General features: G+C 61.6%; 20 protein-coding genes. 16 read left to right on the top strand and 4 right to left on the bottom strand.

Annotated features, from left to right (window positions below; all coding sequences use genetic code 11):
- The first annotated feature begins 295 nt into the window (after positions 1-295).
- From ACVIIV_RS36645 to ACVIIV_RS36635, 3 genes are read left to right on the top strand one after another with little or no spacing between them, the layout of a single operon-like run.
- Positions 296-922, top strand: coding sequence for an AAA family ATPase (locus ACVIIV_RS36645; RefSeq protein ID WP_456748543.1), 627 nt, complete (start codon positions 296-298; stop codon positions 920-922).
- A complete protein-coding gene (locus tag ACVIIV_RS36640; protein ID WP_456748542.1) occupies positions 919-2322 on the top strand; it encodes a B12-binding domain-containing radical SAM protein in 1404 nt (467 codons plus the stop codon). Before ACVIIV_RS36645 ends, ACVIIV_RS36640 begins: the two co-directional genes overlap by 4 nt.
- Positions 2319-2834, top strand: coding sequence for a hypothetical protein (locus ACVIIV_RS36635; RefSeq protein WP_456748541.1), 516 nt, complete (start codon positions 2319-2321; stop codon positions 2832-2834). The genes ACVIIV_RS36640 and ACVIIV_RS36635 overlap by 4 nt, the downstream gene beginning before the upstream one ends.
- 472 nt (positions 2835-3306) lie before the next feature.
- Here the strand turns inward: ACVIIV_RS36635 and ACVIIV_RS36630 are convergent, their stop codons facing one another.
- The 3 genes from ACVIIV_RS36630 to ACVIIV_RS36620 all read right to left on the bottom strand — a co-directional run bounded on the left by ACVIIV_RS36630 (position 3307) and on the right by ACVIIV_RS36620 (position 6573).
- Positions 3307-5007: an ATP-binding protein gene (locus tag ACVIIV_RS36630; protein WP_456748540.1), complete on the bottom strand. Its 1701-nt coding sequence runs from the start codon at positions 5005-5007 to the stop codon at positions 3307-3309.
- Positions 5004-6290, bottom strand: a complete 1287-nt coding sequence (locus tag ACVIIV_RS36625) for an SIR2 family protein (protein ID WP_456748539.1) — start codon at positions 6288-6290, stop codon at positions 5004-5006. Before ACVIIV_RS36625 ends, ACVIIV_RS36630 begins: the two co-directional genes overlap by 4 nt.
- Before the next feature lie 136 nt (positions 6291-6426).
- Positions 6427-6573 (bottom strand): hypothetical protein, encoded by a 147-nt coding sequence (locus ACVIIV_RS36620; RefSeq protein WP_456748538.1) that lies wholly within the window; start codon positions 6571-6573, stop codon positions 6427-6429.
- A gap of 132 nt (positions 6574-6705) precedes the next feature.
- Here ACVIIV_RS36620 and ACVIIV_RS36615 point away from each other — a divergent pair, with 132 nt between their 5' ends.
- The 10 genes from ACVIIV_RS36615 (at position 6706) to ACVIIV_RS36570 (ending at position 19985) form a co-directional block, all read left to right on the top strand.
- The gene (locus tag ACVIIV_RS36615; RefSeq protein ID WP_456748537.1) at positions 6706-7179 is read left to right on the top strand and encodes a hypothetical protein; all 474 of its coding nucleotides are present in this window, start codon (positions 6706-6708) and stop codon (positions 7177-7179) included.
- Positions 7180-7224: 45 nt separating this feature from the next.
- The gene (locus ACVIIV_RS36610) at positions 7225-7530 is read left to right on the top strand and encodes a thermonuclease family protein (protein WP_456748536.1); all 306 of its coding nucleotides are present in this window, start codon (positions 7225-7227) and stop codon (positions 7528-7530) included.
- Between the two features lie 335 nt (positions 7531-7865).
- Entirely contained in the window at positions 7866-8048 is a 183-nt protein-coding gene (locus ACVIIV_RS36605) for a hypothetical protein (protein ID WP_456748535.1), read from the top strand.
- Positions 8049-8487: 439 nt separating this feature from the next.
- Entirely contained in the window at positions 8488-9450 is a 963-nt protein-coding gene (locus ACVIIV_RS36600; RefSeq protein ID WP_456748534.1) for an ArdC family protein, read from the top strand.
- Positions 9451-9553: 103 nt separating this feature from the next.
- Positions 9554-11671, top strand: a complete 2118-nt coding sequence (locus ACVIIV_RS36595; protein ID WP_456748533.1) for a ParB/RepB/Spo0J family partition protein — start codon at positions 9554-9556, stop codon at positions 11669-11671.
- 185 nt (positions 11672-11856) lie between these two features.
- A complete protein-coding gene (locus tag ACVIIV_RS36590; protein ID WP_456748532.1) occupies positions 11857-16176 on the top strand; it encodes a strawberry notch-like NTP hydrolase domain-containing protein in 4320 nt (1439 codons plus the stop codon).
- Positions 16176-17237 carry a DUF7146 domain-containing protein gene (locus tag ACVIIV_RS36585; RefSeq protein ID WP_456748531.1) on the top strand — a complete coding sequence of 354 codons (1062 nt, stop codon included), beginning with the start codon at positions 16176-16178 and terminating at the stop codon, positions 17235-17237. The genes ACVIIV_RS36590 and ACVIIV_RS36585 overlap by 1 nt, the downstream gene beginning before the upstream one ends.
- Before the next feature lie 337 nt (positions 17238-17574).
- Complete coding sequence (locus ACVIIV_RS36580; protein ID WP_456748530.1) at positions 17575-18498, top strand: DUF2493 domain-containing protein; 924 nt, start codon at positions 17575-17577, stop codon at positions 18496-18498.
- Complete coding sequence (locus tag ACVIIV_RS36575) at positions 18495-19088, top strand: hypothetical protein (RefSeq protein ID WP_456748529.1); 594 nt, start codon at positions 18495-18497, stop codon at positions 19086-19088. Before ACVIIV_RS36580 ends, ACVIIV_RS36575 begins: the two co-directional genes overlap by 4 nt.
- Before the next feature lie 576 nt (positions 19089-19664).
- Positions 19665-19985, top strand: coding sequence for a DUF736 domain-containing protein (locus ACVIIV_RS36570; RefSeq protein WP_456748528.1), 321 nt, complete (start codon positions 19665-19667; stop codon positions 19983-19985).
- A 169-nt stretch (positions 19986-20154) separates the two neighbouring features.
- Here the strand turns inward: ACVIIV_RS36570 and ACVIIV_RS36565 are convergent, their stop codons facing one another.
- Entirely contained in the window at positions 20155-20400 is a 246-nt protein-coding gene (locus ACVIIV_RS36565; protein ID WP_456748918.1) for a helix-turn-helix domain-containing protein, read from the bottom strand.
- A 167-nt stretch (positions 20401-20567) separates the two neighbouring features.
- On the opposite strand from ACVIIV_RS36565, the gene ACVIIV_RS36560 reads away from it, so the two are divergent.
- From ACVIIV_RS36560 to ACVIIV_RS36550, 3 genes are all read left to right on the top strand, one after another.
- The gene (locus ACVIIV_RS36560) at positions 20568-20840 is read left to right on the top strand and encodes a DUF2285 domain-containing protein (RefSeq protein WP_456748527.1); all 273 of its coding nucleotides are present in this window, start codon (positions 20568-20570) and stop codon (positions 20838-20840) included.
- Between the two features lie 165 nt (positions 20841-21005).
- Positions 21006-21200, top strand: a complete 195-nt coding sequence (locus ACVIIV_RS36555; protein WP_271525174.1) for a transcriptional regulator domain-containing protein — start codon at positions 21006-21008, stop codon at positions 21198-21200.
- Between the two features lie 136 nt (positions 21201-21336).
- The gene (locus tag ACVIIV_RS36550) at positions 21337-21777 is read left to right on the top strand and encodes a DUF2285 domain-containing protein (protein WP_456748526.1); all 441 of its coding nucleotides are present in this window, start codon (positions 21337-21339) and stop codon (positions 21775-21777) included.
- The last annotated feature ends 111 nt before the right edge of the window (positions 21778-21888 follow it).

Genomic DNA, 21888 nt, shown 5'->3' with positions numbered 1-21888 from the left:
TCATAAAACGAAGGAATCTATCTAATGTAGTTCCGGTTGTAGCGTGCGCAATGCGCCAGAGAGGAATTTTTCGCAGATGACGCGACCGGATCACGAAGGTCTCGCCCTTCGCACCTGCAACAAAGCACAGGCAGCAATACGCCAACAATAGGGCGGAAAGTCGTGGTATCCGAATCGCGCGATAGGCGGCAATATGCCCGGGTTTCACCTAGGGATTGCGCTCGAATTGTGTGCGTCGCGTCAAGACCGAGACGGCGTTTTCAGGCCGTCAAAGACATGGTGGATTTTTTTGAAGATGTTGGCAGGCGATTTCAGCTGCACCACGGCCTGGTTTCCCATCGTCGCCCTCGAGGGGCCCAGCGGAATTGGGAAGTCCACGCTGCTTCACTTGATCTCGGACCGTCTGCTCCGGGAGAATATTGCGTTCGATAGGTGTAGCAACAACGACAGCGGCCGTTGGAGCACAGTCATTCGAGACTTGGCCAACGCGCCCGCGCGACCTCTGACGCTGGCCCTGGCAACGGCCGCAGCTCGCGCTGAGCTAAGAGAGAGCGCGCAGCGCCCGCAGCTTTGCGATCGCTTTGTCGTCTCGACATTGGTCTATCAACGTTTCGCCGGCCTTCCCTTCGACTATCTGTATGCCGCTAATCGACCTCTGTTGGCTGGGGCGGTGACTTTCGTTCTGCAGCTCGATGCACCGGCATTGGATGCGAGGCGTTGCAGTCGGCCTCGCAAGTCCGATTGGTTCAAAGACCGGCTCCAAATTGACGAGGAGATTGCGCTATACGATGAAGCGGCTGCGGTGCTGACCGCGAATGGCCACGACGTGCGAGCGGTCGATGCATCGGTCGACGAAACGACGATCGCCCAGCAGCTTGCTGACGAGATCGCACCCGTCTTTCAGCGGGCCGGCGCATCATGACGCCGGGGCCGGCGATCGAGAGCGGGTGCGATCTCGTCCTCGTGAACTCGCCTCTGAAGGATTACGATCAGTCGACGCGCCGCAACGATTTCACGCTGCCAACGCTCGGGCTCGCCTATATTGCGACTTATGCCAACTATAAGGGCTTCTCGGTCCGCGTCCTTGATGCTGAAGCCAGAGGCCTCGGCCTCTCCGAGGTTGCCGCGCTACTCAACAAAGCAAGCCCACGCTGGATCGGACTAAACCTGCTGGCGCCGACCTACGCGAACAGTGTCCGCCTTCTGCAACTGCTCGACCCTTCAATATCGGTGATGCTGGGCGGTCATCAGGCCAAGGCCATGCCGCGCGGAATCCTCGAAGATTTACGCATTCCTCGCATCGATGCGCTTGTGCTCGGGGAGGCCGAGACGCGGGTGCCTTTATTGCTCACGGATATGAAGTCCCGCCAGGAGCTCCCAGGCGTTTATTGGCGCCAAGACGGAAAGCCGGTGATGCCCGCGGTGCGCAGCAAGAACCGGCTTTTGCTGGCGCCGGATGTCGACGCAATGCCGTTATTGGACAGAAGCCACCTCGACCAGGATCCATACTCCGACGGAGGCGTTCTGGAGTCCGCAATGGTCGCTTCGCGGGGCTGCCCGTTCGACTGTTCATTCTGTGGCGCGGCCATAAGCAGCAACCCAGACGTCACCGTGCGGATGCGCAAGCCGGATGGCATTATGACGGAAATTCTCGATCTCAAGGCGCGGTACGGGGTGCAAAGGGTGCGGTTCGTCGATGATCTGTTCCTGGCGAACCAGCGGTTGATGCGCGCGACGCTCAATGCCTTTGTTGACGCGCGCCTGGACATGAAGTGGGACGCAACCGGCCGGATCAACGTCCTTGCGGGGGCAAGAGCTGAGCTGTTCGATCTGATGGTGACCGCGGGCTGCCGCGAAGTCGCCCTGGGCATCGAGAGCGGAAGCGATCGGGTATTGGGCCACGTGGATAAGAAGATCACAGTCGCCCAGATCGTGCGTGCCGTGACAAGACTTTGCCAGGTCGGGATCGATGTTAAAGGTTATTTCATCCTTGGCCTGCCTACTGAGACGCGCGACGAGCATCAGGAGACACTGACGCTGATCAGGCGGCTGTGGGACCTGACCGCAGGGATGCCGGGTCGTTTCCGCTGCAGTGTCTTCGAATACCGGCCTTATCCGGGGACACCGGACTGGCAGCGGCTGCTTGATGCGGGTCACTTGCCGGAGGCCATGTTGGATTATTCGGACCGGATGGATGATGCGGAGTGTCCGCCGGATCGGGATGAGTTCAACTTTTCGACCGGTTTGCAATTCGGCGAGGTGCCGGTCGATATCATTCGCCACAATCTGGCGATGATCATGCGGGAGCAGCGATTGCGATGAAGCGGGCGACGATTTTGTTCTTGGGACCATGCCGAAAGTTCGATCCGGCGACGTCGAAGCCCTTTCCTGCATTTTCTCCGAGTTCTCGGTCAGGCAAGTTTTTGCGAAGCGCAATCGAGGCGAGCGCCGCGTCCGGCGAGGTCACCCTGCGCTTTGACAACGTCATACCCCGCGCTCTCTTCGACAAGGAGGGCAGGGAGCGCTACCCGAGTTGTGGTGAACTGGTCGAAGAACTCGAGGCGCATGCCTTGTGGCGGCTGGGCAGTTCTGACGTGGTGATCGGATTGAGTTCGATCGTCGGAGAAGCCCTTCACAGGGTCCAGAGCGCGCGTTTCGAAGCCGGCCGTCGCGCCGGACCGACATTGGTACGGCTGGAGCATCCGTCCTTCATGATGCGCCGGCCCGTCCATGAGCGAACGGACTACGTCCGAAGGTTGGGGGAATGCATTCACGTGGCGGTGGACGCTGCGGTGGCTCCGGAACGAAGGTCTATGGCAGCTCTTGAAGCCTAAGCAGATTTCGAGCTTAGGTAGATGTTCGATAGCGATGGAGTGAGAATTCTCAATGATGCCGAAATGCAGTCGGCGATCGGCAGATCGCTTGCAAGACATTCAACGGCGTCTTACTAAGATCTCCAGCAAGCTTGGGTGGATTGCCGATGCCGCTTTGGATATTGGTAGCGATTGCGAACCTTTATATCGGGGCTCGGTAGCAAATTGGGATCCGCTTAACAGCCAATCGCGGTTACTCGGCCGCCTCTGTGACTTCAAACCTAGTATTGCCGGCGGCGTCTTCGAACCGCCATCAACGGCGAACGGTCTGCATCTGCGGACGGTCATTTAGCTTGGGCAGGATCAACTAACCGCTGAGTTTAGAGCTTACGTCGCCCAGCCATTCAAGGGTTGTGGCAATCCTGGCGCAGTGCCATACAGCGCCTACGTCGGAATGGTTGCAGCTTCAACGTGTGGATTAAATGTCGAAGCATCAAGGCTTTCTTCGGCTGCTCCAATAGCTCTGAAACGCTGGCCCCTTCGAATTCGGCGGCTTCGAAGGGCGGCTTATCAGGAGCGGTACCGGCGCCGGAATATCTGGTCCGATCACGATCGCTTCGCCTGGCGCCAAGGTTGGAATGAACATCGCCGCATCGCGGTCGAGATCGCCACAGGCCTTTTCTACAGTGTCGCGGTCGTGGTCGTTGGTCAGACGATGGACGATCAGTGTCCCAAGCTGGCTCAGCACGTCGGCGGGGACATCACGCGGCCGTTGAGTCGCCAGTACGCAACTAAGACCATATTTGCGGCCCTCTTTCGCAATCAGGCCGAACGCGTCGAGATAGACGCTGCCATACTCGTCACCAACGGTGCGGCCAAGGAACTGATGCGCCTCATCGAGAAAAGCGATCATCGGTCGATCACGGAAGACATCGCGCCGTGCACAATCGAGCAGATATCGACCGATGATGTTGAGTAGGATCTCACGCGTGTGATGTTCGAACCGGACATTCTTGAACGAAATGCGGATCAGATCATCATCGTCGCTCGTGCAGAAGTCATTTAAGATGTTGGCCAGCGATGCGCCTGCCGTGCCGAAGACGCAGGTCAGTTCAGGCGAATGGATCATGGTCCGCAACCGCGAAATCATCGACTCGCAGTAGCTGATCGATGTGTTCTCGGGCCCGCCCCAGCTTCCGGGATTCTGCTGCGAATTCGACCACACGCATTCACTCTGAACCTGGTCCGGCAGGTTCTGAATGTTGAATGTACAAAACGGCGTGTTGACCTGGGCGCGATAGTGGTCGATCGCCGTGAAAAAGGGTGCGCGAGGCCTATTCGTTTTCTCCACAAGCCCTGCCGCCGTCACCGTCACGCCGGCGATCGCAGCGCCCGCAGCCGCGTTCACCAGCTTGAGGCTCTTGATCGCGTCACGGAGCCTCGGCCCCTGGCTCTGTCCGGACGGACGCACCAACGTAAAAAGATCATTTTCGGTCATTGCCTGATAGGGGAAATAGACAATCTGGGCAGTGCCTTCGGCATGATTGAATGTGTAGTGCTTCGAGATGGCGGGAATGTCGGCGAACTCACCGGTCGGATCGAATAGAATGGCCCGGCCGCCCGCGGCCCTGATCTCTTGAAGTAGGGTGGCGATGGTCCAGCTCTTGCCGCCGCCGGTCGCGCCTAGCACGCCGCAATGCCGGCCGAATAGCTTCTCGGCGGATAGCCGGATCGGAACGCCGCCGCCCGCATCGAGCGTGCCGAGCTCCAGCGCGACGTCAGCCGGTTCGTTCGTAGTGTTCGAGATGAGGCCGCCGAACGCGTTCGCACTCGCGAGATAGACACCGTCTCCGACACGCGGATGGGTCTTCAAGCCACGCTGAACGCGCTGGCCTGCCGCATCGATCGTTGCCAGGAGCTGGATGCGGCCGATCGGGTGCGGCTCGGGAGGCGTGCCAAGGCTCGGCTCGAGACTGAGACGCTCAACGTCGGGTACTCGGACCTCAAGGATGCGACCAAGCAACTTATATTGTTCACAGTCGATGAACACAAACTCGCCGACCGCCCCTCGCGAAAGGCGCCGTCGTTCCGGCCGCGCTGTCGCTTGTGGCAGGTTCGCCTGTACGAGCGACGCGCCGACATAGGTCACCGTACCGATATAGCGGTCGGGATCGACGAGGCTGGGCGCATTCATGGCTTCGCTCCGCCGGGGCCTGCGGTCGCGTCCCGGAGAGCCTTGATACGCGTGGCATGGCGCTCGCGTTCCGTCTCGGCTACGAGATCGGGAAGCGCGAGGGCAAAATCCTCGAAGCGCCCGTTCAGCAGCATCACCCGCTCGTCCCCCGTCTGCACCAGGCGGATTAGCTTGCGGTGAAATTCATTCTTCGTGGCATCGCTGTCGACCTTCAACGGATTTGCATCGATAAGCGCCGGATCGACGAACACTGGATCGCAGACCACAAGTCGGAAGCTCATATTACTCTCCAGAGCCGCAAGCACCGGCTGGGCAAGATGGCTGTCGTTGAAGCTGAAGCCGGCCACCAAAAGCGTTGTGTCGGGCTCGCGCAGTGCTGTCTGGAAGGCCGACATCATGTCGAGATAAGGCGGCTCGAACGCCTCCTGATATTTGCTATCGCGCGGATAAATCAGGACCGGCTGTCCCTCGTCGCCGCGCGAACGGATAATCTCCGTCGCTGTACGTCGCCAATCAATAGAGCCATGGAGCTTATAGAGTTGCACGACGCTGTCGAGATAGTCAGGTGCCTCCTTCGCATTGTCACGGCGAACGACATCGAGCCCGAAATGCGATCGATCGTAGACCGGTGGCGCCGCATGCGAAAAGCCGTCGATCACAACAAAACGCTGTAGCCGCGCCGCATATTCAAAAGCCAGATCGTAGTTTGTCGTGAACAGCTTGGTGCGGGGCTTGCGCACGCCGCGCCGTGCCAGTTTGCGCAGGATCCCCTGATGCGCGACCAGGTCCGTCTCCGCATCCACGAAATCCACTCGAGCCAGGATCGCGACCTCGGCCCTAGCGATGAACTCAGCGACTAGTTTTCCGTTCGCATCCGTGTCGCCATAGAGCGCCACATAGAGTTTGCATTGCGTCAGCAGCTTTTCGATGTCCGCGATTTTCTTGCCATTCGGGATAATCCCCAGCACCTTGTCGAAGGCTGCGGTACCCATGGCAGCCTTCGCCGCGGCCAGGAGATCGACCAGCCCTGGGGCGGATTTTACCTTCAGCTTCGATCCCGCGCCATTCGCAACGCAGAACGACGACCCAGCTCCGGTCAGCAGCAGAAGGTTCGTCGCGTTCAGCCCACTGAGCAGGAAACCTTCAATCGCGCGCACCGCGCCTCGTTCCTTAACTTCGCCTGTGGTCGCGTCGATTTCGTCGCCATAGCGCCTCCACGTCTTCGCCGCCTCAAACAGCCGGATGTTTTCCTTTGCAGGCCCGCGCCCATCCCAAAATGCCATTTCTATGCACCTAAAATATCTGAGAGCTGCTCTCTCGACGACGTGGTGCTTCGTAAGGCGGTCAACAGACATGGCCCACGCACGAAATGTGCATCGATACTAATTGCGTGCCGCGACCAGCTCAATTCCCACCCGCTCAGGATATCACAACAACACGTACAAATTGAGCAAGCAGACCCGAAAGCGCGCGAATAGCCGCGCGAATATCGCCACCAGCGATCGCCTGCTCGACGGCGGCATCCAGGCCATCGTCCTGTTGGTTCGGCTTTGAGACCGAGGACAAGTCTGTTCCGGGCTGACCGTCGATGGGGTATGTTCTTATTTTGTTCTCATGGAGTCAAGCCGTCGTTTCAAGCCGCCCTGGACGTTGGTCCGGGAAAATTCTGAATGCTATGTGGTCAGGGACGCCAACGGCGTGACCCTCGCGTGGCTCTATTGCCGCGATGACGCACAGCGCTACAGCTTTGGCGTCGGCAAGCTCTCGTCGGATGAGGCGCGTCGGATCGGCAAGGCAATCGCGCGCATTCCCGAATTCCTGATGCCGCGCCGAGGCTTTTATCCGCGTGGGGATGTCCCGCGCTGGCGTGCCGACCGGCCCTATCACGTGGTCTTGGAGGACCGCTATATCCGCGAGCACTGGGATGAGATCTATGCTCTCTGCAAGCTCAACAGCTTGCCCTTCAACGCAACGGGTGAGGTCATCAAGAACGACGGCGTGTGGAGGGTCTATGAGTTTACCTGGCAGATGGATGCGATCTTGTTCTGGGACCGTTTCGAAGGTCGATGGCTGCGCGGAACGGAATTTCATTATCCCGAGCGACCAGAGAACCTGCCGGTACTCAAGCCGCTTGAGAACTGGCCAAAATCCAATCCCCGCGATCTGCGGTAATCGCGGGTACCCAACGCCGTGAACAAACGCCGAGCCTTTATATTGATGCTGCTGCTGCTGTTATCGAGCGCGGCTCTGGCCGACAATTTTGTCGGTCAGGCCAGCGTCATTGACGGCGACACGCTGGAAATTCGGGGAATGCGGATCCGCCTTTGGGGAGTGGATGCTCCGGAAAGCACTCAGCAATGTCGCGGTGAGGACAGTTTGCAGTACCGCTGTGGTTCGAAGGCTGCGAACGATCTCGACGCTTACATTGCCCGGCGCCCCGTCAATTGCGTCCCTCTCAGTCTCGACCAATATGGCCGCACGGTCGCGACCTGTTCCGTCGCGGGCGGAGATCTTGCGGAATAGCTTGTGCACAACGGTCTCGCGCTGGATTGGCCGCAATACTCGAAGGGCAGATATCACGAATCTCAGCGCGAGGCTGAGCGCGCCGGCCGAGGACTCTGGAAGGGCAGCTACGTCGCGCCGTGGTTCTATCGCGCATGCATCCGTGCGGGCGGAAAGCCGTCCGACTGCTCGGACGATGCAAATGCCCATCCTTGATGGAATGCAATGCGAGGCGTCAATCCACAATGTGCGATGGCCGATCTCCGCGGTTTTGCGGACGGCGCTAGTCTGGCGCAGTTGAGGCGACTCACGCTACTTCATCATTCCTAACCACCTTGCTACACAATGGGAATGAAATGGTTGCAGCCAATCGTGAACTGCCGGCCTCTGGTTACGCGCTTGAAGTGGACGGCCGACTCAAAACCGAATTTGCAACCAGGGACGGCGCCAGGGCAGGTGGTGAAGAACTGAAGAAACGTTTTCCCATGCTCCAGATCTGTATCTATGACGCGCAGACGAATGCGCGTGAGGAAATCTAGATCTCAAGTCTTGGCGGATTCTGCTGCTGAGCGCGTGCGGCCAGTGCTGCAACGGGCTCTCGTGAACCGAGCCGCTTTGCGTCTCAGCCGCCGTCGGCTTCGATCCCTCGCGCAAAGGGATGCGGAGCTCCTCGCCGGGGGCACTCGGGAAAGGGGCTCGCCTGCGGCGATCGCTATCACTGCCCCATTCCCGGGTGCCGCTATTGAACCGGTCTCGTCGCTGCACTCGGTCCCGCGTGCCGCCTTCGGCGTCGCTATGCTCACGCTCCTGCGGGTGCCATTTCTCTTAAGGCGATGCGCCCCCTGGCGCACGCCCGATCAGGGCCTGCGGCCCTGAGGCAGATTGCGAAGAGGTGAGAGTAAGAGTGCAGGCTGGGTTTTTCCGTGACGGGTTACAAGCTGCGAGAGAGGCTCGCGGTGCCCGTCGCGGAGACCCGCGATGTCAAACCCTAATGTTTGCGCGCGCGCCGGCCAGGACCGGGCGAATCTCTATAACGAAATCACCGACGGGATCATTGCCGAGCTTGAAGCCGGACGCGTCCCCTGGGTTCAGCCCTGGGGTACTGCCGCGGCGAAAGCGCCGCTGGCGATGCCGAAAAACGCGTCGACCAACCGGCAATACAGTGGGGTGAACATCCTCATCCTCTGGGGAGCCGTGAGCGAACGCGGATTTACAGGTCAAAGTTGGCTCACTTTCCGTCAGGCCCTCTCGCTCGGCGGCCACGTTCGCAAGGGAGAGCGCGGCACCACAGTCGTCTACGCTGATCGTTTCGTGCCGAATGACGAAAAGCGACGCGCCGCCGAGACCGGCGAAGACGCGCAGGCGATTCCATTCCTCAAACGATTTACGGTGTTCAATATCGATCAGTGCGAGCAACTACCCGACGGCATTGCCGCCGCTGCGCCGCCACCGCCGGCTGGCCTCATCGAACCCACGGTCGACGCCCTGATCAAGGCCAGCGGAATTCCATTTCGGATCGGTGGAGATCGCGCATTTTATGCAACAACCGAAGACTATGTTCAGGTCCCGCCGCCGCAGGCCTATTTCGAACCGATCAACTGGCACCGCACGGCGCTGCATGAACTCGGTCATGCGACCGGGCATCCCTCGCGCCTTAACCGCGACCAGAGCGGATCCTACGGTACGAAAAAATATGCCTTCGAAGAGCTGGTCGCCGAATTGAGTTCCGCATTCAGCTGCGCATCGCTCGGGATCGTCCCGACCGTGTGCCATGCCGACTATATCGGCTCCTGGCTTGAAGTCCTGCGCGAAGACAATCGGGCCATCGTGCGTGCCGCCTCACAGGCGAGCAAGGCCGCAGACTATTTGCTCAGTTTTGTTCCCGAGTTCATTGAGCCTGCGTCGCTGGATTCGGTTGTCGCCGATCACGAGGCGGCGTGATGGTTGGCCTCGTGGCCGCGCGCGAGTGAGAGGAGGGGAGGCTGTTCGCGACGGGTTGGAAGCCGAGAGAGAGTCTCACGGCCGCCCGTCGTGGAGAGCCGAAATGACGAAAACCGTACAGAAGATCACGCTGTCGCCTTCCCGGGACATTCCCTTCAACAAGCTCGTGCTCAGTCAGTCGAACGTTCGTCGCGTCAAGGCCGGTGTATCGATCGAGCAGCTAGCCGAGAGCATCGCGCAGCGTACGCTTCTGCAAAGTCTGAGTGTTAGGGCCGTCGTTGATGCAGATGGCAACGAGACCGGCATGTTCGAGGTGCCGGCGGGCGGCAGGCGCTATCGCGCTCTCGAACTCCTGGTGAAACAGAAACGCATGTCAAAGACGCAGGCGGTGCCGTGCGTCGTTCGCGAAGGGGGCATTGCGGAGGACGATTCGGTGGCGGAGAACGATGAGCGGGTGGGTCTGCATCCGCTCGATCAGTTTCGGGCCTTCCAGACACTCCGCGATCTCGGCATGACCGAGGAAGACATCGCCGCCCGGCACTTCATGAACCCGGCAATCGTGAAGCAGCGGCTGCGGCTGGCGTCGGTGTCGCCGAAGCTGCATGAGGTCTATGCCGAAGACGGCATGACGCTCGAACAGCTCATGGCGTTCTCGGTCACGGCCGATCACGCCCGCCAGGAGCAAGTCTGGGAGAACGTCAGCCGTTCCGGTTATGACGAGCCTTACCAGATCCGCCGGCTGCTCACTGAGAACACCGTGCGCGGGTCCGATCGCCGAGCCCAATTCGTGGGCCTTGATGCCTATCAGCACGCGGGTGGCGGCGTTCTGCGGGATCTGTTCGAGCACGACGACGGCGGCTGGCTTCAGGACGTCGTGTTGCTCGACCGCCTCGTAACCGAAAAGCTCAAAACTGAAGCTGAGACGATTGCGGCCGAAGGCTGGAAGTGGATCTCCGTCGCCGTAGAGTTCCCCTACGGTCACGCCCAAGGCCTACGAGAAATCGAAGGCAGACCCGTCGATCTCTCGCCTGAGGAGCAGGCCACCATCGATGCGCTGAACGCCGAGCAGGCCAAGCTCGAAACCGATTACCAGGATGCCGACGAGCTGCCCGAAGAGGTCGATCAGCGTCTCGGCGAAATCGAGACGGCACTGGCGGCATTCGAAGACCGGCCGATGCTTTACGATCCGGCGGAGATCGCCCGAGCGGGTGTCTTCATCAGCATCGATTCAGAAGGACGCCTCTCCGTGGACCGGGGTTACGTCCGGCCGGAGGACGAGGTGCCAACAGCTGATCCTGACGTCGGGCAGGGCGCCGACGCGTCGTCGACCGAAGGTCAAGAAAGGGGCTCTTCCGTGCAGGGCACGGTGATCGCAGTCGCGGGTGGCGGCCCTGATACCGAAGAGGATGATGAGGACGCGGCCAGGCCTCTGCCGGATCGGCTTATCACCGAGCTGACGGCGCATCGGACGCTTGCCTTGCGCGATGCCCTGGCAGAAAATCCAGCCGTCGCGTTCCAGGCGGTGCTGCATAACTTCGTGCTGACGGCCTTTTACCGGTTCGCGTCATCCGGGAGCTGTCTTGAGATCGGCCTTCGCACACCGAACTTTCCCGCCCAAGCTCCGGGGCTGAGGGAAAGCGTCTCGGCCAAAGCAGTCGAGGCGCGGCATGAGGCCTGGAAGGCGCGGTTGCCGAAGAGCGAGAACGATCTCTGGGATGCGCTGACGGCTCTCGATGGCGGTGCACAGGCATCGCTGTTCGCCCACTGTGCATCATTTGCGGCCAACGCCGTCTATGAGCCGGCCAACCGCTACAACCAAGGCCGTGTCTCCGCGCAGGGTGTCCGCACGCGTCTTGACCAGGCTGATGTGCTGGCGCGCGCGATGGGGCTCGACATGGTGCAGGCTGGCTGGCGGCCGACCGTCGACAACTATCTCGGCCGGGTCACCAAGCCGCGCATTCTGGAAGCGGTGCGGGAAGCCAAGGGCGAGCCGTCGGTCCAACTGATCGACCATCTGAAGAAGGCCGACATGGCCAAGGAGGCCGAGCGTCTTCTGGATGGCTCGGGTTGGTTGCCGGAGCCGCTGCGTCTCGTCGATCCCGATGCGGCGCCCGGGGGTCAGGAGGGCGAAGCGGGCCCGCTGCCTGAATTCCTCGCCGGCGAGGAGGAAACCGAAAACGTCAGCGATGATGATCCGCGACAACTCGATGCGGCTGAGTGACATCATGCGGCGGGACGGCTGAGGCCGTCCTGCGATTATTCGGGGACCGGTGCACAGCGCCGGTCCCCATTTTTATGGGCGAGGGCTCAGAGGGAGAGGCAGACCGGGAAGGGTTTGAGCCGTCGGGATCAGAGGAGAGCGCCTGATGGTTCGACCCGTTCCTGCTCTCCGAAAGAAATCCTGCCATGACCGAATCTCTCGTCGGCGGTGCCGCCACGCCGCTCTCCATGCGTGCCGCTGCAAATCTCACCTCTGCCGCTGTCAGGGCCGCGCGACAGGTCCTGACCGAGCTCGAACGCGGCCGTCGCATCGATGCCGCTGTTCTGCGTAGCGCCATGGAGGCTGCCTTCGGCGCCTCGGACGCGTCTGGTGCCTGGAACTGGAAGACCGCCTATGACGTCTGCGAGGCTGCAACCGTTCTGTTCCTTCGCAAGTTCGGTCCGGCCATGCGGGCGAGGGCTGGCTCGACGGCTGCCATGCTGCCGATGCTGGCGAAAGTCGCCAGCTGTTTGCCAACGCATACGCGGCGTTCCGAGGACAGCCAGGCACTTCAGCAATTCTCGACGCCCATTCCGCTCGGACTGGTCGCATGCACTGCAGCGGGCATTACTCCTGCCGATCGCGTTCTGGAGCCTTCCGCGGGGACGGGCTTGCTCGCTGTCTTTGCAGAGCTCGCCGGGGGTGCCTTGGTGTTGAACGAGTTGGCCCATACCCGGGCGGGGTTGCTCGACCATCTATTCGCGGGCGTTAACGTCACGCGGTTCGATGCTGCTCAGATCGATGACCACCTCGATGTGAGTGTCGCACCGAGCGTCGTCCTGATGAACCCGCCGTTCTCTGCGCTGGCCAATGTCGATCGACAGATGGCGGATGCGGCTCTCCGCCACGTCGCTTCGGCGCTCGCGCGTCTTTGCGACGGTGGACGCCTCGTCGCTATCGCCGGCGCAAGCTTCGCGCCGGACAATCCGGCGTGGCGAGATGCCTTCGTTCGCCTCCAGGAACGCGGACGGGTGGCGTTTTCTGCGGCGATCGACGGCGCCGTCTACGCCAAGCATGGCACTCAGACGGATACGAGGCTGCTTGTGATCGACAAGCTGCCCGCTGCCGATGCGACGGCTTTTCCTCCCTCGCCGGGCATGGCGGCCGACGTTGCTACCTTGCTCGATTGGATGACCAAGCATGTGCCTCCAAGGCTGCCCGTCGCCACGTCATCGGAGATTGCTGTTATCGGGCGGCCAGCGATGTCGCGATCGGCCAGCGCCGTTGCACCGCGCCCATCGCCCACCTCGCGATACGCCGCGCCAGTAGGCGCAGAACTGATCTACGAGACGGTCGACTGGTCGCCGCCGGAAGGCACCCGCCTCACCGATGCGCTTTATGAGGAGTACGGATTGCAGTCGATCCGTATTCCCGGATCGTGCGCGCACCCGACCAAGCTCGTGCAGTCCGCGGCGATGGCGTCCGTTGCGCCACCGAAGCCGTCCTACCGGCCGCACCTGCCGGCCAATGTCGTGGCCGACGGAATTCTGTCGGATGCGCAGCTCGAGAGCGTCATCTATGCCGGCGAAGCGCATTCCGAGTTCTTGGCAGGCTCTTGGACGGTCGACGCCACCTTTGACGTTGTGGCCGCCGCGCGCGACGATGCAGAGAATGCCGCTCGCTTCCGCCGCGGCTGGTTTTTGGGTGATGGCACCGGCGCGGGCAAGGGACGGCAGGTCGCCGGGATTCTGCTCGACAACTGGCTCAAGGGCCGCCGCCGTGCCGTCTGGATCAGCAAATCCGACAAGCTGATCGAAGATGCGCAGCGCGACTGGTCTGCGTTAGGTATGGAGCGATTGCTAGTTACGCCACTGTCGCGGTTTCGCCAAGGCACGCCGATCCGGCTTTCGGATGGCATCCTATTTACCACCTATGCCACGCTACGGACCGACGAGCGTGGCGAAAAGCTTTCGCGTGTCAGGCAGATCGTCGAATGGTTGGGCTCCGACTTCGAGGGAGTGATCATCTTCGACGAGAGCCACGCCATGCAGAATGCAGTCGGGGGCAAGGGCGAACGCGGTGAACAGGCGGCCTCTCAGCAGGGCCGTGCGGGCCTGCGGCTCCAGCACGCGCTGCCGAATGCCCGCGTAGTTTATGTGTCGGCGACAGGCGCTACCACGGTCCACAACCTCGCTTATGCCCAACGCCTCGGCCTTTGGGGCGGCGTCGACTTTCCGTTCGTCACCCGCGCCGAGTTCGTCGAAGCGATCGAGGAGGGCGGCGTCGCGGCCATGGAGGTGCTGGCGCGCGACCTCAAGGCGCTCGGACTCTACGCGGCCCGCTCGCTGTCTTACGAGGGCGTCGAGTACGACTTGGTGGAGCACCGACTCACGCCGGAGCAGGTTCGCATCTACGACGCTTATGCCGATGCGTTCGGCATCATTCACAACAATCTCGACGCCGCGATGCGGGCTGCCAACATCACCGGCGAGAGGGGGACGCTGAACGGTCAGGCCAAATCCGCCGCCCGTTCGGCCTTTGAGAGCGCGAAGCAGCGCTTCTTCGGCCACCTCCTGACCTCGATGAAGACGCCGTCACTGATCCGGTCGATCGAGGGCGATCTCGACGCCGGCCATGCCGCCGTGATCCAGATCGTTTCGACAGGCGAAGCGCTGATGGAGCGCCGGCTCGCCGAGATCCCGACTGAAGACTGGGGCGACGTCCAGGTCGACATCACCCCGCGTGAGTATGTGCTCGACTATCTCGCCAATTCCTTCCCGGTCCAGCTCTACGAGCCCTTTACCGACTCGGAGGGCAACCTCTGCTCCCGGCCTGTCTATCGCGACGGCCAGCCGGTCGAGAGCCGGGATGCCGTCGCACGACGCGACCGCCTCATCGAGAAGCTTGCGTCGCTACCACCGGTACCTGGGGCACTGGATCAGGTCATCCAGCGCTTCGGCACCGAACTGGTCGCCGAGGTGACGGGCCGCTCGCGCCGCATCGTTCGCAAGAGCGACCGGCTGGTGGTCGAAAATCGAGCCGGTTCAGCCAACCTCGCCGAGACCTCGGCTTTCATGGACGACGTCAAGCGCATCCTCGTGTTCTCCGACGCCGGGGGGACGGGGAGGAGCTACCATGCCGAACTGTCGGCCCGGAATCGCCGTTTGCGGGTCCACTACCTGCTCGAGCCCGGCTGGAAGGCCGATGCCGCGATCCAGGGCCTCGGCCGCACAAACCGGACCAATCAAGCGCAGCCACCATTGTTTCGTCCGATTGCGACAGATGTGAAGGCCGAAAAGCGCTTTCTCAGCACCATTGCCCGCCGGCTCGACACGTTGGGAGCCATTACGCGCGGCCAACGTCAGACCGGAGGACAGGGCTTGTTCCGGCCCGAGGATAATCTCGAAAGCCAGTACGGACGTGATGCGTTGCGTCAGCTCTACGCGCTGCTCGCGCGAGGCAAGGTCGACGGCTGCTCGCTTGGGAGGTTCGAGGATGCGACCGGTCTGAAGCTCATGGATGCCAATGGGCTCAGGGATGACCTGCCGCCGATCACGACCTTTCTGAACAGGTTATTGGCGCTCACCATCGACCTACAGAATGTGCTGTTCACCGCCTTCGAGCAGCTCTTGACCGCTCGGATCGAAGGCGCGGTTGGATCCGGCACCTACGATGTCGGACTGGAAACGCTCCGCGCTGAAAGCTTTGTCGTCACTGACCGGCGGACGATCTACGCCCATCCGGGCACTGGCGCCGAGACCCGGCTGCTCACGATCACGCAGCGCCGGCGCAACCATCCTGTGGGTCTGGATGATGCTCTTGCTCGTCTTTCCGATCGTCAGGCCGTCCTGCTGGTCAATGAGCGCTCGGGACGAGCCGCCGTGCAGGTCCCCGCGGTGAGCGTCATGCTCGATGACGGCGAGATCGAGCGGCGCGTCCGCCTGGTCCGGCCGATGGAGCAGCATACGGTTCCCCTAAACATGATGGCGGAGAGCCACTGGATCGAAGCGGATCGTGAACGTTTTGCTGCGGCCTGGCTGGCGGAGCTTGCCGAGGTGCCCAAGTTCACGCAAAGCACGATCCACGTCGTGGCGGGCCTGCTGCTTCCGATCTGGAAGCGGCTGCCGAACGAGTCCACCCGCGTCTATCGGCTCCAAACCGATGTGGGCGAACGCATCATCGGACGCAAGGTCTCTGCTGCCTGGGTCGCAAGCGTCCTTGCGACGGACGCGCCTTCGCTGATGCCGGACGCTGCCTTTGCCGCACTGATGGAGGGACGAACCGTCCTCGAACTCGCGGAGGGACTTCAGCTTCGCCGCGTCCGGGTGATGGGTGCATATCGCATCGAGCTGTCGGGCTTCAACGACACGATGCGCGATCGCCTCCGGGCTTACGGCCTGTTTGGGGAGATCATTTCTTGGAAGCTGCGCATGTTCGTGCCGACGGACACAAGTGGCGTCGAGATCCTGTCGAAGGTGCTCGACAGCTATCCGGTGGCGCGCATCAGTGAGCGGGAGGCGGCGTGATGTCCCGCGATGGCTCCGAGCTGGCACGCCGCCTCGCGCGCGAGGCGGAGGCGGTGTGCCGATACTATCTCTCCAATGGCAAGCGCGCGGGGCGGTACTGGCTAGTCGGCGACGTCCACAACACGCCGGGCCGCTCGTTGTTCGTGCGGCTGCAGGAATCGCCGAAGGGTCCCGCTGGCAAGTGGACCGATGCCGCGACCGGGGAACATGGCGATCTCCTCGACATCATCCGCAAAAGTCTGGCGTTGCGAGACTTTCGCGAGGTCGCCGAGGAGGCGAGGCGGTTTCTAAAGCTGCCTCGTTTGGAGCCGCAACTCGTTCCGAAACCCGTTCATCGAGTAATGCCAGCCGGATCGCAAGAGGCCGCTCGTCGCCTCTTTGCTATTTCCGGCCCGATCGAGGGGACGGTGGTTGAAACGTATCTACATCGTCGTGGAATTGCCGACGTCCACCATGGTGGCAGCTTGCGCTTCCACCCGCGCTGCTACTATCGATCGGACGAGCATGCTCCGACCGAAACCTGGCCGGCGATGATAGGCTCTGTCACGGACCTCGAGGGACGGATCACAGGCGTGCATCGCACCTGGCTAGATCCACACGGCTTTGATCGTGTGCGGCTCGGCAAGGCCCCGATCGACACGCCACGACGGGCCATGGGCGACCTGCTTGGTAACGCCGTTCGCTTAGGCGTGGTGAACGAAGTGCTCGCTGCGGGCGAGGGGATCGAGACCATGCTGTCGCTGCGTTGCGCACTGCCGACGTTGCCGATGGCGGCCGCGCTTTCGGCTAATCACCTCGCAGCCATGTTGCTGCCGTCTGGCCTGCGTCGGCTCTATATCGCTCGCGATGGCGACGCCGCCGGAGATGCCGTACAGGCGATTCTCACCCAGCGCGCGGAAGAGGTCGGCGTTGAAGCGATCCCGCTGTCGCCTCGGCTGGGGGACTTCAACGAAGATCTGCACATCTTCGGCCTTGAGGCCCTCCGGGCAGCGTTGCGGCTTCAACTCGTACCGGAGGACGTCGCGCGCTTCCTGCATCCTCCGGCGCTAGCCGCGGAATAGCCGCGCCTTCGATCGGCGTCGACAGATCGATCGCGGCGAGGCCAATGCCGGAGAAGGACGCGACCTGGCCTTCTAGAGGGCGATCGGACGGCAAGCGGTTCGGGCCGGCAATGGCTGCGTCCGGCTATTTTCCGCCGCGCGCCGGCGATGGGCAGACACATCATTTATCTGGCCGGCGCGCTTTGCATCGCGAAGCAAAATAGCCGGCCTCCGCCATCCTCCGCTGCCGCTTCGGCCCTCCGCATCCGCTCCGGGTTCTGGCCCGCTCCGCCCGCCGTCTGAGTGATCGCCACGAAGGCCGCGATGGTCGCGGCCGATCCGGCAAAGGATCGCCTCCATGACCGACCACAATGGCATCGAACCACCGCACGCCGCATCTGCCACCGAACACGTTCTCACCGAATTGCAACTCTTCGGTTACCGCCCGTTCGACGACCAGCCTGATCCACGACCGCTCCCCGAGGGCAAGATCATCACCGGCGCTGTTGCCGACATCTTCGACGCCCTAGTCGCCACGTTGAGCGACACGCGGCTCGAGCCGGACCTCGACGATCTGCTCTGGTCGACTGTCAACCTGTTCCATCGTGCCGTCGATCGCATCGGTCGCGAACTCGACGACAACGAACAGGCGCAACAGAAGAGCCAGCGCGAGCAGGACGGTTCCGAAGTTCGATCCGTCGAACTCGAACGCATCACGGCGGAAGGCATCACGCTGATTGAGCGCCGCAACTGCCTGGAGCTCTTCCGTGATCAGGCCATAGAGCGCTTCGAGTCCCACACCGGTTCATTCTGGCGCCCTCGATCGGGATCGCTGGTGAACCATCGTACGCTGACCGCAGCGATGATCGACTCCCGCGACTTCATCGCGGCCAAGCGCCGCGCCGAGACCGAGGTCATGCTGCCCGCTGGGCCGAAGATCGCGCTCACCGGCGGGCTCGACTTCAACGACCACCACCTCATCTGGGATCGTCTCGACAAGGTTCATGCCAAGCATCCCGACATGGTCCTGCTCCATGGCGGCTCACCGAAGGGGGCCGAATTGATCGCCTCCAAATGGGCGACTACCCGTAAGGTGCCTCAGATCGCCTTCAAGCCCGATTGGACGAAACATGCCAAGGCAGCACCGTTCAAGCGCAACGACGCCATGCTCGAACTCCTGCCGATCGGCGTCATGCACTTCCCGGGCACGGGAATCCAGGACAACCTCGCCGACAAGGCGAAGCGCCTCGGCATCCCCGTATGGAGGTTCGGCGGCGCGTGAGCGCCGTCTTCCAGCCTCTAAAGGATGAAGCGGATTTGCATGCGCCGCAACTCCGCCTCCTTTCGGTTTCATATCCAGAGTTGCACCGTGGTGGTGGTGGAAGGCGCAACTGGTACATCTATGCACATGGAGCCACCACCATGCTCGCTATTGGGCTTGTTCTCAACACACTCGGCATCGGCCTATTCTGCTGGGCAATTTTCGCGCTCGCAGTGTATGCCCTGCCGTTTTTCGTCGCACTGAGTATCGGGATGACGGCGTTTCAGAGCGGCGCCGGCCTCGTTGGCGCCCTGCTCATCGCAACGGCCGGCGGTGCGCTGACGCTCGTCCTCGGCCAGGTCGCCGTCGCTATTACCCGGTCCTTGGCCTTGCGCATCGCGATCGCGACGGCATTCGCTGTTCCCGCCGCCGCCACCGGCTATCACATGGTGTTCGCCCTGTCCCAGATCGGGGTGCCTTCGCTGGCTCGGCGTGAGGTCTTCGCTTGGCTCGGCGCGGTTTGCATTGGCGTTACGTCATGGACGCGCTTGGTGGTTTTGGCGAAGCCCCGCCCGTTCGAGCCGGGCGGGCCGATAGAGAACCGGTCCTAACCAACTCTTGCGGCCGCATGGACCGAACGATGTGCGTTTTCCGCTTTCATCGTCGAACAGGCTCACGTAGATCGGCGCGTTGAACGGGGGATGGTCGAAGCTTGAGCGCGGGAGAGGCAGTCCTCTTCGGAGCTCGTCGACTAAGAAGCCGGCATTTCGGTTGGCCCACGCAGCCGCGACGGAGCGGTGTTACTCGATCCGTTCTTGGGAGACGATACCGCCCTTTGCACCGGATTGTTTCTCTTTCCGCGCTGGATCGTTTCGACCTCTTGTTCATCAAAACCAAGATAGCCACGCTTCTCCGTAAGATGGGGTTCAGCGCGCGGACGCACGTGGCCTCGTTGATGGCTTGATCTGGCCGAAGACCGGCTTCGCCTCGATCGTCTGAGCCGCAACGCCGTTGATGCGACTTTCTTCCCCTGGGCTTCGCCCATTCCTCGCGAGACAAGAAAGTCGCCACAACGACGTCCTCCGCTGCGCTTCGGCCCGAGCGGGTGCGTCGCCGATCGTCCTCGGCCCTAGATCGCCATCGAGGCCGCGGTGGTCGCGGGCTCGAAACACAACAGGAGAAGTGACATGGCTAACGTCGGTTCTTTCAAGAAGGTCGGTAACGAATTCCAGGGCGAGATCGTGACCCTGAGCCTGAAGGCCAAGGGCGTCCGCATCGTCGCCGAGACCAACCGATCCAACGACAACGCTCCCAGCCACCGCATCTACGTGGGCCGAGCCGAGATCGGAGCAGCTTGGTCGAAACGCTCCGAAGAGGGCCGCGACTACCTCTCGCTCAAGCTCGATGACCCCTCGTTCAACGCGCCGATCTACGCGAACCTGTTCGACGACGACGGCGGTGAAGGCTACACCCTGCTCTGGTCGCGGCCGCGCAAGAGCGGCGAGTAAAAGCGCTCCATCAAGCCCCGCCCGACCAAATCGGGCGGGGCTTCTTAGAAGCCCGCCCTCAGTCCTTGCTTCGCGCGTCGAGCCGTGCAGCTGCGATACCGCATTTGACCTAGTCGCAAACGCCCTAGGGGCCGTCCCGAAGGGGCATAGTGTGCGATTTGCAACTCATTCACCGCCGCTTGCTCGGTTTTGGCCGTTCATCTCGCGCCTCTTCATCTGGGAGGACTAGATCGACATGACTAACGCCCAACGTGCTGGCGAGCTCAAATAGAGTGACTACAGTTGGATTGCGACGGCCACGCTCCAGGTCACTGATATACTGCTGGGTGAATCCGGACGCTTCGGCGAATTTCTCCTGCGTGAAGCGCTTCTGCTTCCGCAGTCTTGCGAAATTCCGACCGACCAACTTGCGCATGTCCATCGGCGCAAATTGCGGCTTTACATACTATGAGGTTTATCTCCTATAGTATGTATTTCGACCTGGCTGCTGGCTGGTTAGTCCGCAATGAGGCTAAAATAAGCCGTGCGGACGATCTCGGCCAACCAGGAGATTAGAATCATTCGCTGTTTGTTGGAATGCTTATGACAAAACCGCAACTAGATCCTGACGTCGCGGATGTCGCGCCGAATGAGCCGGCGCTGACGACCTATGACGAACAGCATGCCGTCACGTACATTCGCCTTCTGCAGGCAGAAGGTGAGGGTGCGGACTGGCGCGAAGTGGCTCGAGTGGTCTTGCATATGGACCCCGAGCGAGAGCCGGACCGTGCGCGGAGCGCATATCTGAGTCATCTTGCCCGCGCCAAATGGGTGACGGAGCAGGGCCGCATATTACGTGGCACGGGCTCAAAATAGAAGAAGATCGCCGGCTGGCGGCTTGCAGGCAGAACTATTTTCTTTTGCTGACGGGTGGTTATTCCGGCGCACCACGTGGTGCCAAACTAGGGGCTTCCTACAACCGCTTCGTTCATACCTATTGCGCCGCAATCGTTGTTAGCTGCGTGCAATGGGGCGGAAGCAATGCCTGAATTCGACTGGCGGTCGCCGGAATCCTACAAGAGCCTACAAGACGCGGAAGTCACCGACATCGCCTGGGAATGTCTTCGCCGTAACGCGGACTATCGGCGTGAGTACGAAGTGATGATTGCCAACAGTCCGAACGGCGAAGTGACTGACGAATTCAGGAGGAAATGGGGTATCTGCTTTCGCCCATGACCCGCAGAGGTCGTTCGACGAGCAGACGATCTTTTGGGCGCCTGAGGTTCTAGCGGCGGTCGTTCCGGTCAAGGTTGCCGGGGCTGCTGATCGCAGTTCAGGGTCTCAACCGCTGCTTGACCTTGCAGGAGGTCAGGTGCGGCGCGCCGCCGACGGCTGGCATGCCGTGCTGCGCATCCGTGCGGTAGATCACCGTGTCTGGTCCAAGGACCCGCTGGTGCTCGGTGCGTCATATGCAGCCGAATTGCCGTTTGATGGCGATTTCGACGCGCGTGCGTATGCAGCCCGCCGGCTGTGGCGCGCGATGAATGAACGCGCGCCAGGTCCTGCCTTTCACCAATTATCTAAACAGCGGCGCGAACGTCTGAGCGCCGCGATCCGTGCGCTCGATGCGCATAGCGCCGGCGGCAGTTATCGCGTTATTGCCGAAGCGCTCTTCGGCAAGAAGCGCATCCCCGATCGCGCCTGGAAGACGCATGATCTGCGCAATCGAACAATCCGCCTGGTGCAAGGTGGTCTCGCGTTGATGCGCGGTGGTTACCGCAAGCTTCTGCGGCCTGGGCGCAGGGACGGATAGCCCTTGCGCTTAGGGGTATCGAAAATCGTCCCCTCAAACTTCGGCATCCCCCTCCGAGATCTTGCTTCTCCATGATGACCGCGCACACGCCGGCCTAGCCAGACGTAGTGC

Source organism: Bradyrhizobium sp. USDA 4354 (assembly GCF_054060315.1).
Note: the sequence above shows the minus strand (reverse complement) of the source record. Positions and strands in the feature narration are given on the sequence as shown.

What these genes read in the sequence shown, in the direction of transcription:
- ACVIIV_RS36565 (WP_456748918.1), bottom strand. Translation starts at nt 20,400, where the DNA reads ATGCGCAAGTTGGTCGGTCGGAATTTCGCAAGACTGCGGAAGCAGAAG.
- ACVIIV_RS36625 (WP_456748539.1), bottom strand. Translation starts at nt 6,290, where the DNA reads ATGGCATTTTGGGATGGGCGCGGGCCTGCAAAGGAAAACATCCGGCTG.
- ACVIIV_RS36640 (WP_456748542.1), top strand. Translation starts at nt 919, where the DNA reads ATGACGCCGGGGCCGGCGATCGAGAGCGGGTGCGATCTCGTCCTCGTG.
- ACVIIV_RS36595 (WP_456748533.1), top strand. Translation starts at nt 9,554, where the DNA reads ATGACGAAAACCGTACAGAAGATCACGCTGTCGCCTTCCCGGGACATT.
- ACVIIV_RS36600 (WP_456748534.1), top strand. Translation starts at nt 8,488, where the DNA reads ATGTCAAACCCTAATGTTTGCGCGCGCGCCGGCCAGGACCGGGCGAAT.
- ACVIIV_RS36585 (WP_456748531.1), top strand. Translation starts at nt 16,176, where the DNA reads ATGTCCCGCGATGGCTCCGAGCTGGCACGCCGCCTCGCGCGCGAGGCG.
- ACVIIV_RS36630 (WP_456748540.1), bottom strand. Translation starts at nt 5,007, where the DNA reads ATGAATGCGCCCAGCCTCGTCGATCCCGACCGCTATATCGGTACGGTG.
- ACVIIV_RS36580 (WP_456748530.1), top strand. Translation starts at nt 17,575, where the DNA reads ATGACCGACCACAATGGCATCGAACCACCGCACGCCGCATCTGCCACC.
- ACVIIV_RS36605 (WP_456748535.1), top strand. Translation starts at nt 7,866, where the DNA reads ATGGTTGCAGCCAATCGTGAACTGCCGGCCTCTGGTTACGCGCTTGAA.
- ACVIIV_RS36635 (WP_456748541.1), top strand. Translation starts at nt 2,319, where the DNA reads ATGAAGCGGGCGACGATTTTGTTCTTGGGACCATGCCGAAAGTTCGAT.
- ACVIIV_RS36610 (WP_456748536.1), top strand. Translation starts at nt 7,225, where the DNA reads ATGCTGCTGCTGCTGTTATCGAGCGCGGCTCTGGCCGACAATTTTGTC.
- ACVIIV_RS36555 (WP_271525174.1), top strand. Translation starts at nt 21,006, where the DNA reads ATGCCTGAATTCGACTGGCGGTCGCCGGAATCCTACAAGAGCCTACAA.
- ACVIIV_RS36560 (WP_456748527.1), top strand. Translation starts at nt 20,568, where the DNA reads ATGACAAAACCGCAACTAGATCCTGACGTCGCGGATGTCGCGCCGAAT.
- ACVIIV_RS36590 (WP_456748532.1), top strand. Translation starts at nt 11,857, where the DNA reads ATGACCGAATCTCTCGTCGGCGGTGCCGCCACGCCGCTCTCCATGCGT.
- ACVIIV_RS36570 (WP_456748528.1), top strand. Translation starts at nt 19,665, where the DNA reads ATGGCTAACGTCGGTTCTTTCAAGAAGGTCGGTAACGAATTCCAGGGC.
- ACVIIV_RS36645 (WP_456748543.1), top strand. Translation starts at nt 296, where the DNA reads ATGTTGGCAGGCGATTTCAGCTGCACCACGGCCTGGTTTCCCATCGTC.